At 71.3% G+C, this 15,776-nt stretch carries 6 protein-coding genes; 1 reads left to right on the top strand and 5 read right to left on the bottom strand.

The genetic code is table 11. The features are described from left to right. Positions 1-98 precede the first annotated feature (98 nt). The 5 genes from O7606_RS03370 to O7606_RS03350 form a co-directional block, all read right to left on the bottom strand. Positions 99-2,441 carry a UvrD-helicase domain-containing protein gene (locus tag O7606_RS03370; RefSeq protein WP_281597513.1) on the bottom strand — a complete coding sequence of 781 codons (2,343 nt, stop codon included), beginning with the start codon at positions 2,439-2,441 and terminating at the stop codon, positions 99-101. Continuing rightward, a complete protein-coding gene (locus tag O7606_RS03365; RefSeq protein WP_281597512.1) occupies positions 2,438-8,869 on the bottom strand; it encodes a DEAD/DEAH box helicase in 6,432 nt (2,143 codons plus the stop codon). The genes O7606_RS03370 and O7606_RS03365 overlap by 4 nt, the downstream gene beginning before the upstream one ends. A gap of 840 nt (positions 8,870-9,709) precedes the next feature. Further along, positions 9,710-9,991 carry a hypothetical protein gene (locus O7606_RS03360; RefSeq protein WP_281597511.1) on the bottom strand — a complete coding sequence of 94 codons (282 nt, stop codon included), beginning with the start codon at positions 9,989-9,991 and terminating at the stop codon, positions 9,710-9,712. Between the two features lie 132 nt (positions 9,992-10,123). Continuing rightward, complete coding sequence (locus O7606_RS03355; RefSeq protein WP_281597510.1) at positions 10,124-10,585, bottom strand: hypothetical protein; 462 nt, start codon at positions 10,583-10,585, stop codon at positions 10,124-10,126. A 1-nt stretch (position 10,586) separates the two neighbouring features. After that, positions 10,587-12,194 (bottom strand): RHS repeat-associated core domain-containing protein, encoded by a 1,608-nt coding sequence (locus tag O7606_RS03350; RefSeq protein WP_281597509.1) that lies wholly within the window; start codon positions 12,192-12,194, stop codon positions 10,587-10,589. 343 nt (positions 12,195-12,537) lie between these two features. On the opposite strand from O7606_RS03350, the gene O7606_RS03345 reads away from it, so the two are divergent. Further along, a complete protein-coding gene (locus O7606_RS03345; protein WP_281597508.1) occupies positions 12,538-15,735 on the top strand; it encodes a DNRLRE domain-containing protein in 3,198 nt (1,065 codons plus the stop codon). Positions 15,736-15,776 lie beyond the last annotated feature (41 nt).

Here is a 15,776-nt window from a genome sequence, read left to right as displayed (position 1 = left end):
ACGGGCGGGCCGCCGCGAGGCGGGCCCGGGGACCCGCCGGACGGGCGGCGGGGTCACCGGGGGTCAGGGTCACGGGGGTCGGAGTCACGGCGTCGAGGTCACGGCGTCGGGCGTCGGACGAGGCGGCTGGTCAGGAACGGGCTGGGCGTGCCGTGCCAGAACACGGCCAGCTCGTCGCGGGGCCGGGTGGCGGCCACGAAGAGCAGCGACCGGTCCCGCTGGCGTTCGCGCCGGTAGCGTCTGGGGTCGGTGTCCCGGTGCCGGTCGACGGCCTGCCGGGGCACCAGCCCGTCGCTGACCGCGGCGATGATCATGCGCTGGTACTCCAGACCCTTGAACCGGTGCATGGTGCCGACGTGGACGCCGTCGGGCCGCCGTGGCCCGTCCGGGCCGATCTCCACCGCCGGCAGCCCGTCGGCCGCCAGCCGGGCCACCACGTCGGCCGCGTACTCCCTGGTCGGCACGCAGACCGCCACCGAGCCGTCGACCGGGTCGCCCCAGGCCCGTAGCTGCGCGGCGATCAGGTCCCGCTCCTGGGCCCAGGTCGCCGCGCCCCGGAACACCGGCCGGGCGCCGCGCAGCAGGGAGCGGTACCCGGCCAGGTCCTCCTCGCCGCCGTCCAGGTCGTCGTACACCTCGCCGGTCATGATCTCCAGGGCGTCGGCGAGGATCTGCCGGGTGGTGCGGTAGCTCAGGGTGAGCCGGGACGACCGACCCCGGATGTTGATCCCGAGGCTGCCCAGGGTGACATGGTTGTCGTAGATGCGCTGGTGGGTGTCGCCGGTGAGGAACATGTCGTCCGGGCCGGGGGCGACCATGGCGCGGAGCATCTTCCAGTGCGCGGCGCTGAGGTCCTGCGCCTCGTCGACGACGACGTGCCGGTAGCGGGGCCGGTGGGAGCCGCCGGAGGACGACTCGCCGGCCGCCGCGGCCGTCCGGTCCATCTCCAGCCGGGCGGCGCGTTGGGCGACCTGCCGCCACGTCCAGACGCCCCGGGCGTCCAGCCAGGTGGTGAACCGTTCGGTGAGCTGCCAGACCTGGTCGCGTTCGACCCGGGTCAGGCTGCGGCCCCGGTTGGGTCGGCGGGCCCTGAAGTACTCGGTACGGGAGTTCAGCACCTGGCCGAGGATCACCTGCGTCCACTCGGCGGCCAGGAAATCCGCGTCCTGCCCGGTCTCGCCGCTCTCGGCGAGGAACTCGCCCCACAGCTCGGGGACCCGGTTGTCGTCGACGATCCGCCGGCCGCCGCCGGCCTTCGCCTCGGTCACCACCCGGCTGGCCAGCCGGTCGATGTTGACGATGTCGACCCGCGCCACCAGCTCCTGGCCACCGAGGGCGAGCAGCCGGGTACGCAGGTCGGCGGCGAGGTTACGGTTGAACGTGGTGAGCAGGATCGGCCGGTCCGTGCCGGGGGGCAGCTTCCGGGCGAGGTGGGCGACCCGGTGCAGGGCGACGATGGTCTTGCCGGTGCCGGGGCCCCCACCGACCCGGGCCGGCCCCCTGTACGGCTTCCCGACCAGTTTGCGCTGGGTGGGGTGCAGGAAGATCTGCCACCGCTCGAACGCCTCGCCGATGATCGCCTGCAACGCCTCGTCGTCCGAGGTGACCTGGGTGGCGGGGCGGCGCACCGCCGCCGCGAAGTCCTCCGGGTCGACCGGTTCCCCGGCGCGCACCGGCTCGGTGACCTGCCGGAGCACCTCGTCGTAGGGCACGCCGTCGTAGAGGGCGAACAGCACGTCGGTGGTGAGCTGCGGGGCCCGGTCCAGCAGGGCCAGCAGCTCGGCCTCGGTGGTGAGGACCCGGATCTGCGGCAGCAGCGGCTCGGCCACGCCCAGCTCCACGAGCTGGGCGTCGGCGTACGCGCCGAACAGCGGCGTCCCGGAGGGCGCGATCCCGCCGGCCGGCGCCGTCTCCACGGCCGGGGACTCGGCGGGCGCGGGCGCGGCGGACGCGGATGAGGGCTCGGCGGGCGCGGGCGGGGGCTCGGCGGACGCGGGCGGGGGCTCGGCGGACGCGGATGAGGGCTCGGCGGGCGGGGCCGGGGGCTCGGCGGGCGGAGCCGCTCCGTCCGGGGGCACGACCCGGCCGACGATGCTGTCCCCGACCGGCGTCAGGTCGACCACCTCGATGCCGCCGGTGACCCGGTTGATCCGGTACGCGTACCGCGACAGGTCGTCGTACACCTCGCTGCGGTGCTTGACGTCGACGAGCAGGTAGTCCCGGTCGGCGATGCGCAGCAGCAGCGCCCGGTGGTCCCGGTTGACCCGCGCCGACATCAGCCGGGAGTCGCCGCTCAGCGGTTTCAGCCGCAGCCCGGGATCGTCCGGGTTGCGCCGGAACCGGTGCATGAACTCGTACACCGCGCCGATGTCGGCGCGGGTGAGCTTCATGACCTCCCGGTCGGCGCGGTCCAGCATCCGCAGCGTGGCCCCGACGCTCATCGGCCCTCTCCCCCACTCGTGCCGGCGAGCCTCCCGGCCAGCTCGGCGGCGGACCAGTCCCGGGCCGTCCGGGCGTGCCAGCCCGCCGCCACGTACGCCCGGTCCCGGTCCTCGGTCTCCGGGTCACCGGCCGGGCCGGTGAGCACGACGGCGATCCGCTGCTGCGGCCAGGCCAGCTCGGCCGGCCACGCCTCGTCACCGAGCTCGTAGCCGACCACCGGCGCGGGCAGGCCCTGCCGGGCGAGCTGCGCGACGAGCTGCGTCAGGGCGCTCTCGTCACGGTCCAGGTAGCGCAGCACCTCCTGCCAGGGCGACCCGTCGTCGACCGGGTCCGGCGCGGTCGGGGCCGGCTGCGGCGTGACCCCGAGCCAGGCGGCGGTCTCCTCGTCGAGGGGCAGCCCACGCCGGGCCGGCGTCAGCCCGGTGCCCTCGGTGACCGCCAGCGAGGCGGGATCGAAGGCGTCCAGGGTGGAGACCGCCAACTGGCCGGCGTCCCCGCCCCCGCCGGTCAGGAACTGCAACACGTTGCCCCAGGTGAGCCAGGCCGCCCAGCGTGCCCGGTGACCCGGGTCGGCGAGCGCGGCCGGCGAGTCGTCCACGACGGCCAGCGCCGACCAGGTCGGCAGCGGTCTGCTCCGGCCGTCGGCGACCACGGTCAGCGGGCAGTCGGCGTTGTCCCGGGCGCGGGCGACGAGGATGTGCCGGTGCCGGCCGGGTGGGGGCAGCGGCTCGCCACGCAACGCCGCGAGCAGCCGCTGCGGCGCGCCGGCGGAGTCGGTGGGGCTGTGCTCCCGGGCCTGCTTGAGCAGCCCGGCCAGAGTCGCCTCGGCGCGGCGCTGCCAGCGGGTCAGGTCGGGTTCGGCGAGGAACCCCAGCAGTTGCTCGACCGGGTTGGTCCACACGGTCACCCGCAGCTCGTCCGGGTCCGCGCCGGGCAGGAACGTCCGGTACCGTTCCCGCGCGGTCTGCTCGGCGACGCCGCCGTACGGGCTCCACCGACCGGGCGCGTCGGCGTTGCCCCAGCTCTTGACGTCGTCCCAGGTGGCGGCGAAGACCAGGTAGCCGTGGGCGCGCAGCCGGGCGCGTTTCTCGGCGTCGTCGGCGAGCCGGTTGCGCTGCGCCGTGGCGTGGTACTTGTAGCCGTCGAGGTAGACGGCCACCTCCGGGGACGGCCCGTCGAGGCGTGTGAAGTGCACGTCGGGGCGGGTGCCCCGGATGGTGTTCTGCAGCTTCATCTGCCAGTGCGTGACGTGCCGCCCGCCGTCGCGGACGAACCGCAGGTCGGCGACGCGCGCGCCGTCGTGGTCGCGTCGCCTGTCGATGCGCAACCCGGCGCCGGGCGTCTCGCCGAGGGCCAGCAGCTTGGTGAGGAACTGCAACTCCAGCTCGCTCTCCACCTGGTGGATCAGCGAGATCTCGTCGGTGCGGGTGCCCTCCTGGACGTCCCAGGTGTCCAGGAGCTTGTCCAGCATGCCGAGCGCCTCGTCCCGGCTCATCAGGGCGAAGTGCTCGTTGCGGGCGTAGCGCAGCAGGCAGCGGTGGCACACCGGTCTCGCCTCGTGCCGGCAGACGCAGTCGGCGATCCGCTGGCGGGCCGAGGTCAGCACCGCGCGGAACTCCTCCTGCCTGGCCAGCCGGTGCAGGTAGCCGGTGCCCTGCGGCTGGGTGTCGTAGACGACGACGAAGTTGCGGGTGCCCTCGCTGTGCCCGTCGGGCATGCTGGCCGGGACGGCCTGCAGGTGGGCGGGCTCGCCGCCGTACCGGGCGGCGATGCCGAGCCGGACCGCGGCGGCGAACGACAGCAGCCGCTCCCGGACCAGCGCGGTCGCCGCCGGGATCAGGATGCGCAGCGCCTCGGTCTCCAGCTCGTGGGCCAGGATCAGGTCGACGTGGCTGTCCGGGCCGGGCGTCGCCCGCCGGTACGGGCACCACGGCCGGTGGTGCTCGGCGCCCGCCGCGACGGTCGCCCCGGACGCCTGCGCGGCGAGCTGCTGACCGGCGGTGGCCGCGCCGTCCACCGTGGTGCCGCCGCACGAGACGCAGGTGTGGAAGCGGTTGATCCGCACCTCCTCCCCGGCGAACAGCTCGGCGGCCCGGTCGTAGCGCTGCGCGCCCAGGTTGAAGTGCCGGACCATGGCGTGCCGGCTGTAGTCGACGCCGAACGTGTCGTGCGCGTGCCGCCACGACGACTCGACGGTGGCCGGGTCGACGTCGACCGCCACGGCGGTGGCGTAGAAGCGGCGTCTGCGGTCGTCGCTGTCGTCGCGGATCCGGGCGTCGTCGCGTTTGTCCCGGGCGTACACCCGGGTCGGCCGGAGCACCTGGAACAGTTGCCCGTGGTCGGCGATGCCCCGGTCCTGGCAGCGCGGGCAGGCGCTGGTGTCCTCGGCGGCCAGGTGGGTGCGCACGTACCCGCACCGGGCGCAGACCCGCCACTGCGCGTACCCGGGCCGGTCGGCGGGGCCGACGTCGAGCCCGGAGATCTCGTGCTGGTAGCCGCGCACGTAGTAGCTGTTGCCGGGGGCGATCTCGACCAGCGCCGGGCGGGCCGGGCGGGCGTACTCGCGCAGCTCGCTGTGGTACCGGCGGCCGCCGTCGGTCTGCTCCTCCCAGGTCAGGGTGGCTTCCAGGTCGGTGCGGCTGTCGACGAGCGCGTAGTTCGGCAGCAGCCCGAACTCGACCATGGTGGCGTGCGCGGGCGCGGCGGTGAGCTCCCGCAGGCGGCGGCGGACGGCGGCCTCCTCCGCCCGTAGCATCCGGGCCTCACGGGCGTGGTCCGGGTCGCTGTCGACCAGGCCGCCCCGGGCGCGGGCGATGCCCTGGAGTCGGCGGCGCAGGTCGGCCAACCGTTCCTCCCAGCTCCCGTCGGCCTCCTTCACCCGGTGCGCGATGCCGTCGGCGGCGAACCCACGGAGCTGGTCGGCGGCGACCGGCAGCACCTTGTCACCGAAGAGCGCCAGGAAGTCCGCCACCAGCCGCGCCCCGTCCCGGCGGGCGGCGTCGGCGAGGCCGGTGAGCCAGCCGGTCGGGCCGAACAGCACGTGCGCCCGCCGGGGCATCGGCTGCGCCCCGGGCAGCCGGCCGCGCGCGGCCAGGTCGATCAGGTGCGCCAGGTACTGCCGGCGCAGGATCTCCACGGCGGAGAGGAAACAACCGGGCGGCACGATCTGCCCGGCGATCATGTCCCTCGGCTCGGTCAGGTAGTAGCGGTCCCGTTCGCTGCGACCGACCAGGGTGAGCACCAGCGCGTTGCCGCTGCGCCGGCCGGCCCGACCGGCCCGCTGCACGTAGTTCGCCGGCCCCTGGGGCAGCGACGCCAGCACCACCGCGGAGAGCGCCCCGATGTCGATGCCCATCTCCAGGGTGGGCGTGCAGGACAGCACGTTCGGGTCGGTGTACCGCCGGCCGACGCGGAACTGCTGCTCCACGGTCTCCCGCTGGGCGCGGGTGAGCATGCCGGTGTGCTCACCGGTGACCACCCGGAAGACCCGGCCGCCCAGGTAGAGCCGCCGGTAGTAGTCGTCGGGGGCGGTGTCGTCGGGGGCGGGACGCAGCCGGCCCCGGCAGCGGTACTGCCGGCACGGGTGCCCGTCCCAGTCGGCGACCCGGTCGGGGTGCTCGGTCTGCTGCCAGTGGCAGGTGTCGCAGCCCACCCCGGCCAGCCGGGCGGCGGCGTCGTCGAGCCGGGTCACCCGCAGGTGGCCGGGCATCAGCCCGTACACCCGGTTGCCGTCCTCGGTGTCGCCGACGGCGACGACGCCCTCGGCGGCCAGCGCCGGCAGGAGCTGGCCCAGGTAGCCGGCGGTCGCGGCGAGATCCATGCCGAGGCAGCGCTGCGTCCAGTCCTGGTACCAGTTGCCGCGGGCGGTGAGCACGTCGAACTCGGACCGGGCTTTCGGGTTGGCCAGCAGGAACGCCGGCGCGGACACGCCCTTCGGGAAGGCCGGCAGGCCGGCCGGACGGCCACCCCACACCTGCCACCGGGTGCCGCCGCGCCGCAGGTACGGCGTCAGCCACTCGTGGTAGACCGCGCCCCGCGCCCGCAGCCGCTCCAACAGGCCCCGCAGGAACGCCAGGTAGCGGGCGTCGTCCGGGGGTGTGCCGTCGAGCTGCCCGGGGCCGGTGCGGCGCACGTCCCGGCAGATCGCCACGGCCCGTTGCGGGTCGTCGACGGCCACTTCGACGGCGACGCCGCGGGTCAGCTCCAGCGTGCGACCCTGCCGGGAGCGCAGCCCGGTCTCCAGCACGGTGGCGAAGACGAGCCGCTCGCTGATCAGCGACCAGGTCTCCCGGCTGCCGGTGTGCTCGCCGGCGAGCAGACCGTCCACGCCCGGCTGGTCGTGCAGGTCCGGCGGGACCACCGTGGAGAGGACCTCCGGCTGGGCGGCCCTGGCCACCATCGTCGCGACCAGCTCGTCGAGCCCCACCGGCACGCCCGGGGCGAGCTGGTCGGCGAGCAGGGTACGCAGCGAGAACGCGTACGACCTGTTGGCGACGAACCCGGCGCGGTGCGCGGCGTCCTGCACCGAGTCGTTGAACAGCAGGGTCTTCTTCTCGTCCCCGGTCAGCTCGCCGCCGGTGAAGAGCTGGGTGACCGCCACCGAGGCGAGGGTGGCCAACCCGGCCCCGAGGAAGCGGATACCGTGGTCCAGTTGGCAGGCCGGGCAGCGGTCCTTCTCGGCCGCGTCGACGCCGGTCAGGTCCCCGCGCACGACGATCGCGTCGTCGTCGGGCCGGCCGTCGCGGCCCGGGTCGAACGGGCGCGCCCGCCGGCCGTGCTCCAGCACCAGCAGGCCGGTCGGCTGCTGCCGGATCTCGTCCGCGGTGGCGGCGAGCAGCGCCCGGACCCGACGTTTGTCCCGGCCGACGCTGGCCCGGTAGATCTTGTCCGGGTCGGTCTCCAGCTCCTGCGGGTCCCTCTCCGGGGACAGCGCCATCCAGCCGGAGCGGCCACAGTGCCGGCAGTACACGGCGGGCAGGCGCGGGTGGCGGTTGTCGGCGACCACCCGGTCGGCGTCCGGCGCGTACGGGTCGGGCTCTCGGGGCGGCTCCCCGTACCAGCCGAAGGTGGGCTGGTGGGACGTGCCGCGCAGCAGCCGGGAGACGGCCCGTACCCACAGGTGGGTTTCGATGTTCAGCAGCGGGCGGCCCGGCGCGTCCGGGTGCTGTGCCATGGCCAGCAGGCCGACGAAGCGGGCCAGGGCGGTCGCGGTGACCTCGGGTCGGGTCTTCATGGCGCTGCCCCAGCCGGTGGCGTTCTTGCGGGGCAGCACGTCGATGATCTCGTCGAGGGTGCCCGGCCGGGACTGGAGCGAGTCGAGCACCGCCTTGGTCAGCGGATGCCGGCGCAGCAGCTCGCCGAGGCGCACCGGGTCGTCGAGGCAGCGTTCCCCGACGACCAGCGCGGCGACGTCGGCCATCAGCGCGTCGGGGTCGCGGTCGTCGAGGGCGGCGAGCTGCTCCGGGCTGGGCAGCGGCAGGCTGAAGTCCTGCCGGACGATGAACTCGGCGGGCGCGTAGCGGTCCTCCCCCACCAGCGAGTCGACGTCGAACGGCACCCCGAAGACCTGTTCGGCGACCTCCCGGATGGCGGTCCGGCCGTCCCGGTCACCGCCCTCGCCGAGGGTGGCCGAGGTGGCGACCGGGCAGATCGTCCCCAACGGCCGGTCCGGCTCGGCCAGGCCGAGCGCGGCGGCGAGCCGCCGCAGCAGCATCGCCACGTCGGTGCCCTGCGCGCCGTCGTAGGTGTGGAACTCGTCCAGCACCACGTACGCCGGCTCGGCGTCCCGCCACAGCGGCAGGTCGTCGGCGCGCTGGAGCAGCAGGTCCAGCATCTTGTAGTTGGTGACCAGGATGTCCGGCGGGGTGCGCCGCATCTCGGACCGTCGGGTCAGCACGTGCGGGTACTCGATGGCCGCCACGTCGCCGATGTAGAGGCCGGCGGTCACCCCGGCCAGCGCCGGATCGGTGAGCAGCTCGTTGATCCGCTGGGTCTGGTCGGTGGCGAGGGCGTTCATCGGGTACAGCAGGATCGCCTTGACGCCGCCCGCGCCCCGCCGCTTCCGTCGCCGGCAGTGGTCCAGCACCGGGATCAGGAACGACTCGGTCTTGCCGGATCCGGTGCCGGTGGTAATCAGGGTCGGTCGGGCAACCCCGTCCCGGGTGGACAGTCGGGCGAACGCCCTCGCCTGGTGCGAGTAGGGCGCGAAGCCGGCCGGCGCCCACTCCAGCCCCGCCCGCCAGTCACCGGCCGCCGGCCGGAAGGGGGTCCGGATCCGCAGGTACGGCCCGCGGAAGATGCCCTGCTCCGGGTGGGAGAGAAACCCTTCCAGGCCCTGCCGTACGTCGGCCTCGCTGAGCCCGAACGTGGTGGTGAGGTACTGGGTGAGGGTCCGGCGCAGGGTGTCGGCCGCGATGGTCGGCCTCATACGCGAATCACCGAGGCATGCTACGCCACCCTCCACAGTGACCCGCCCGAGGACAGTCGTCCGTGGGCCAGTTCTCTCGCCGGCGCGGCACGCGCGTGCGGCGCGACGCCCAGGTACGGCGCGCGGGTGCGGGCACCCCGGGCTATTGCGTTCTGACGTAGCTGCTGGCACGGCGGTTATGAGGTCGTGTGAGCGACGGTCGGCCGTCGGTTGGCGCGGGCGATGTTGGGTTCGCCGTGGATGCGGTGCCAACCAATTGCGGTGTTACGCAGGGTGGCCATGACGGCAGGTCCGGTGCCGGTGCGGGCCCGATGGCGATCTCCGCTCTTGCCCATTTTTGCAGGTCAGCCGGTTGGGCGTCGGCGGCGGGCAGGGATGTGACCAGGTAGGCGGTCTCGCGGTTAGTATTGCCGCCGGTGGTGCGGGTACGCCCAGCATCATCCCAGCTCACCGGCCCACCGAGCGAGAACGCAACGGCCCTCTGCGGGTACCAGTACGCGGATCCTTTGGAGCTGCCCCACATTTGGGGCACCCACCCATTCCACGCCGCCCTCCCTGCCCTCCCCACCGCCGGGCAAGATCGTCTTACCTGGGGGGAGTAGTGCCTTCACCCCGCTCGGGCACCACTACAACCCGGAAGTAGTGGGATCTTGGCCGGTCACCTTCTCGTCAGCTCAGATGTCACCTATGAGTGCGGCAGCCCCATGGTCGAGTGGCACCAATACAGCAGTCATCGACAGCCCTTCGCTACTCAGCGCTACCGTTTCCGATTGTCCCGAACAGCCAGACCGCTGACCGCCAGGCTCCCCACCTGGCTCTCCCAGCAAACTTTCGGCTGCTCTATTCGGTCTCCACGCCCTCAGGGACGGCGACATCCTGCCAGAAAATCACCTGTGCATCAGAATCCTGATCTGCAAGCGACTCATCCAAGGCTGAGTCGTTTACGAGTCGAGGATGACCCCAAACGGCTTGAGTTCCAGCTTGACCCCCATTACGTAAGGCGAAAGTCCAGTTGGCAGGCAGGACCCCCTCTTCCACTTCGAACAACTCCATCGGATACCAATTGGGTTGCCGCTTGTCGTCCACTACTAGCACAGTGAGCCCCGAGTTGAACAGCGCCATCTCGTAGACGCGATAGCTTTGACCTGGCGTTATGTCAAATCGGGTACGCTCCGTGAAGTAGAGGCCCCGGTAATCCGAGGGCCGCAAGCGCTCGGACATTGAAACCTGCCCTATAGGGCGTAGAGCCTCGCCTCACTGCACGTCATCACAACGGCTTCCGAAAAACTCTCTCATCGAATCCATGGAGGTTACCCATTCAGAAACGACGTTTCCATCCTCGTCGACAGCGCAACGCGAGGAAATCGAAAGCCACGGCTGGCCTGGATCGAACTCGGATCGAACCTCGTCAAGAAAAATTATAGAGTTCTGAATGTGGACAGTTTCTCCATCGCGATACAGCGGCCAGCAAAACAGAAAGTTGGTGGTTTCCGGATCAGTCATAGACGCCATCAAGCATGATGCCGCAGATGATCCTTCTTCCAGCACCGCAAACGCCCGACACCAGCTATTTTGGTAGTCAGAGACCGTCCAGAAGCCTAGCGGCACCTCGAATGTCTCCGCGAAGTCATCGATTGTGATTCGCCCGGTCACACCGTCAGCGCTCTCATCCGCGCCGAGGACGAACCCATTCTGGACCACTTCGATTGCGAACACGCTACTCCTTGAGATAGTTCAAGTCGCTGTCATAGGTCCCAATCCGTTGCCCCCTACGGTTAAACATCTTCCACCCGTCGGTTACATTGTGCCCGTCAACGTCTCGCGTGATGTAGGTTTTCCCGTTAGAGAAGACTTCCTGCCCGTGGGAATTGAAGGGAGCCTTCTGTGCTGGGATGCGAGTGCCATATCCCAAATCGGCCGCCCTGTCGGAAGCGCTCGGAGCGTATAGCGCACGGTTGGCTGCGCTACGTTCGGCAACTGCCGCTGGGTCATACGGATCGTTCGGAAGTCCAACAGCACACGAGCCACCGGTGTTGTGTACGAGCACGGGCGTGTTGCCGGCGAGTACATAGTACGTGTGGATGTGGGCGATGGTGAGGTTGTAGGTGGTTGTGGTGGTGTCGTGGGTGGGGCGGGTGCCGTTGATCTGGGCGGTCGTGCCGTCGGGGGTGCGGAGGTGTTGTCCTGGGGTGAGGGTGCCGGCGGGTTGCCACTGCTGTCGGGTGGCGTTCCAGAGGGGGTGGTCGGCGGTGGTGTCGAGTGGTTGGCCGTCGACGATCAGGGTGAGCAGGGTGTCTTCGTGGATCCAGAGGTGGGTGACGGGTCGGGGGCCCTGCTCGCCGGTTTCGGGGTCGGTGGCGAGGACGGTGTCGCCGAGGCGGATGGCGCTGAGGGGTTTGGTGGTGCCGTCGGCCATGAGCACTTGGGTGTCGCCGCTGAAGCTGCACAGGCCTCCCCAGGGCACGTCGTCGCTGGCCCGCCCGGCGTCGAGTAGGACCGCCCCGGCGCGGCCGAAGGATCTGACCTTGCCGAGCCGGGGCAACAGGATGTCGATGGAGAGGAACACGCAGCCGGTCGCGCTGCCGTCGGCGCAGTCGATGGCGTCGGCGGCGCCGGTGAGCTCCAGGACGACGTCGCCAAGGGCCTGCCGGAACTTCTGCTGCTCCTCCTTGTCGATCTGTCGGCAGATGTCGGGTGAGTTGTAGCAGAAGGCCATCCACTGCGCATTCCGCTGCTCGACGGGGTCGAGGTCGCGGAACTCCCGCTGGTTGTTGGTCATGGCAAGCGCGACCTGGTCGAGGGTCCGGGCGTCCCTGCCCTCGGTGGTCTTGCCGCCTCCGGTGCCGCCGAGTTGGATGCCGCGGTACTGGTTCAACGAGGTGCCGCTGACCTGCATGCCGCCGCCGGTGTTCTTGCCGCCGCCCGCGCCGCTTTTCGGGTGCGCGATCTGGCCGCCGCCGTGGGCGTCCTCGAAGAAGGTCAGGCCGGACGGGTCGGAGAAGGTGGCCGGGCTGTTGTTGCCGTACGCGTAGCCGTTCCACTGTTGTGGATCGCCGAGGTCCTGAAGCGGGTCCACGCTGATGAACCGGCCGAGCGCCGGATCGTACTCGCGGGCCCCGATGTGGACCAGCCCGGTGTTGTCCCTGGTGCCGCCCAGGAAACCCTTGTCCATGATGGCGGGCCACGCTCCGGTGGGGGTGCCGCGATCGTTGCCGAACGGCAGGGTGCGCCGCCGGGTGACCGACAGGTCCGTGTTGGCGATGCTGACCTCGGCCGTGCCGTGGTGGTCGTTGACCAGCCACGTCAGGCCGGTGAGGGAACGCATCGCGACGACCGTGCCGGCGTGGAGTCGACCCTGCCGAAGCAGACGGCGCGGATACTCACGGCCGACGACGCGTCACAGGAGGCGTCAAGCGATCACGCGGTAACCCAAAGTCATGGCGGCTTGTCGATTTACACGACTGGTCCGGTTTGTGGTGTCGAGTTGTGACCGTTGCTTACATCGAGGGCATGCGATCCCTAGTCTTACCGGCGGCCTTGACGGATGGTCGACAAACGGGGGACTCAGCATGGTGCGATCATGGGCAAGGCTCTTTCGACGACGCTGCACTTCGGGCAATGGGTTCTCAGCTGTCGGCCTCACTGCGGCGGCCGGTCTCGTCATCGGATTGACATCGCCTCTGCTCGGGGCACCCGCCCACGCTGCGGTCCTGCCACCACAAGCCGCAGCGTCCGCCGCAACGCCTTCCGCAGCGGCCGACGAGGCAGCAGCCGCTGAGCTGGCCTACCGTACCCGTAAGCCGATCCTGGTCACCGGGGCGACGACGGAGACCAGCCGGGCCTGGGCGTACCCGGACGGCACCTTCAGCGCCGAGCTGCACGCGGCGCCCGTACGCGCCCGCGTCGGCACCGGGCAGTGGGTCGACGTCGACCTGACACTTCGTCGGCTGCCGGACGGGAACGTGGCACCGGCCGTCGACGCCAACGGGCTGTGGCTGTCCGGCGCGCGGGACGCCGCGACGGACGTGCTGGCCGTGGCCGGCAGCGGCGAGCAGCGGGTCGAGTTGGGTTGGACGGGGGCGCTGCCCGAGCCGCAGCTCGACGGGGTGACCGCTACTTATGCCGAGGTGAAGCCGGGCGTCGACCTGGTGGTCGAGGCCAGACGGACCGGCTTTCAGTACTCGTTCACTGTCAAGGACGCCACCGCAGCGGCCACCATGCAGACCATCAGCCTGCCGTGGTCGACCGGCCCGTCCGGTGATCGCAACCGCGCTGCCAACGCGCCGACCCGAACCGCAACCGTGTCGCAGGGCGAGATGTGGGACGCCCGGTCGCTGCCGTCGGGCGATCCGGCGCACCGAGCCGAGGTCGAGGTGGTGACCGCGATCGGTGAGGACGGCGGCCAGGAACTCGTGATGACCCCTGATCCGGGCTTCTACGAGGACAGTCAACTCACGTACCCGGTGACCATCGATCCGTCGGTGAATCTCGCGCCAGGGTTCGACGCCTATGTCCAGAACACCATCGCCACCACCGACAAGTCGGGGGACACCGAGCTGCGGCTGGGCTACAGCGACGACGGCGGCGCGGGCTGTTCCTCCGGCTGCACGGCCCGGTCGCTGCTGAACTTCCAACGCCTCGGTGGTCTGGACGGCGCCACGGTCATCTCCGCCGAGCTGTTCCTGTGGAACTTCTACTCCTGGTCGTGCACGGCGGCGTCGTGGGAGTCGTGGCGGGTCAGTTGGGCCAACTCCTCCGCCCGCTGGGGCAACCAGCCGGCCTGGCTCGAACAGGACGGCACCTCCACCGGCACCAAGGGCTACGGCCCCAACTGCGCCGACGGCTGGGTCTCGGTATCGGTCAAGAAGAGTTTCCAGGCCGCCTTCGACTCCGCTGAACAGCAGTGGGCCAACATCGGGTTGCGGGCGACCAGCGAGTCCAACCACAACGGTTGGAAGAAGTTCAACTCGTCCGAGGCGGCGACACACACGCCGTACGTGACGCTCAAGTACAACCGCACCCCGAACAGCCCCACCAGCCTGAAGATCGACTCGTGCTATTCGGCCTGCACGTCCCCGGCGGTGGTCCGTTCCGGCACTCCCCAGCTCGCCGCCACCGTGTCCGATCCGGACACCGGCACCCTGCGCGCCGAGTACCAGGTCTACAACAGCACCAAGGGCACCCTGATGGCGAAGTCCGGGACCGCCGTGACCGGTGTGTCGTCGGGCACCGCCCGGCCGTGGCGGGTCGTTCCGCTCACCGGCGCCGCCCTGGCGGACGGCACCTACCACTGGCGGGTGAAGGCATGTGACGCCTACCTGTGCGGCGACTACTCGGCCTGGTTCACCTTCACTGTGAACACGCAGGACCCGTCCCTGCCGGCTGTTTCGAGCAGCGCCTACCCCGAGAAGAGCACCGGGGGTTGGAACGGCGGTCCCGGTCAGCCCGGCTCGTTCACCTACGGGCCCGGCGGTGCCACGGAGGTGGCGGAGTACGTCTACCAGCTCAACGGCGACCCGCTGGTGACCGTGCCCGCCGGCACTCCCCAGACCCAGTTGCTGACCACCAACCAGCAGCAGGTTTCCAGCGGGCTCACCGGCTTCACCGCCGGCCAGTACGCGACGATCTCCCGTTCCACCGCCCGCGGCCACCAGAGTCAGGATTCGCTTCAGGTCACCCCGGCCGCGTCCGGGACCGCGGCGGGGGCTGCGTTCGCGTATGCGACCGTCGGCGGGGAGTGGAGCGGCGGGTTCCACCTCGGCATGCAGGCCGGTAGGCGGTACTGGGTCACCGGCTGGGTCTACGTCCCGGGGGCGACCGGGCTCAACCCGACGGACTGGCGTGGTCTCGCCATCGTTCCCACGTACCACAACGCCGGCGCCTACACCCACGTCCTGTCATCCCGGCCCACCGCGACCGACACGTGGCAGCGGCTCTCGGTCGTGCTGACCGTGCCGGTGACCGCGACCGAGGCTTTCGTGCGCCTCTACAACGGCTTCGCGCCGGGCACCGGCAAGAGCGTGTTCTGGGACGACCTGTCCGTGCGGGAGGTGACCGGGACGACCACCGCCGAGACGATCACGCCGGCCCGGGACGGGCTGAACGTCCTGGCGGTGCAGTCCCGTACCGCCGCTGGCGCCACCTCCGATCCCCGGGTCTACCAGTTCCTGGTCAATCCGAGCACCGACAGTTGGCACTGGACGCTGGACGACGCCACCGGGACAGCGGCTTCCTCCGTGCCGGGGAACACCCGGCCGGCCGCTCTCAGCGGGAGCGGCGTGACCTGGCAGCCGGACGGCCGGGTGGGCGGCGCGGTCACCACCGACGGCAGCGGCCAACTCACGACCTCGTCCCCCGTGCTCGACACCAACGCTCCCGAGGGTTTCACGGTCGCGGCCTGGGTCAGGCTCACCGACCTGGCCAGCCCACACGCCGCTGTCTCCCAGGACGGCACCACCACCTCGTTGTTCCGGCTGGGCCTCCGTACCGACGTCGACGTCGACGGTGACGGCGCGGCCGATCCGGCGTGGTGTTTCACCCTGGCTCAGACCGACAGCGGCGCCGCCAACCAGACGGCCGCCTGCACCGCCGACTACGTGGTCGACGGTGACTGGGTCAGCCTCGTCGGCGTCTACGACCGACCGACCAGCACGATCCGCCTGTACGTCAACGGCACGCCGGACCTCGGCGGGTCTTACGCCGAGGCCGCGCACACCACACCCTGGTCGGCCACCGGGCCACTCGCGCTGGCCCGGGCCCTCGACGCCGGGGCGGCCGCCGAACGATGGGTCGGCGACCTCGACCACGTCTACGCCAGCCAGGGCGTCTGGGGTCCCGGTGAGGTGATCGACCATGCCTTCGCCTGAGTCCTTTCCCGCCCTTCCAGACCGATTCGTTGTCGCCCGGG

This window comes from Micromonospora sp. WMMD882, assembly GCF_027497255.1.
Taxonomy (GTDB): domain Bacteria; phylum Actinomycetota; class Actinomycetes; order Mycobacteriales; family Micromonosporaceae; genus Micromonospora.
The sequence above is the reverse complement of the archived record's forward strand: the minus strand, read 5'-3'. Positions and strand labels throughout refer to the sequence as shown.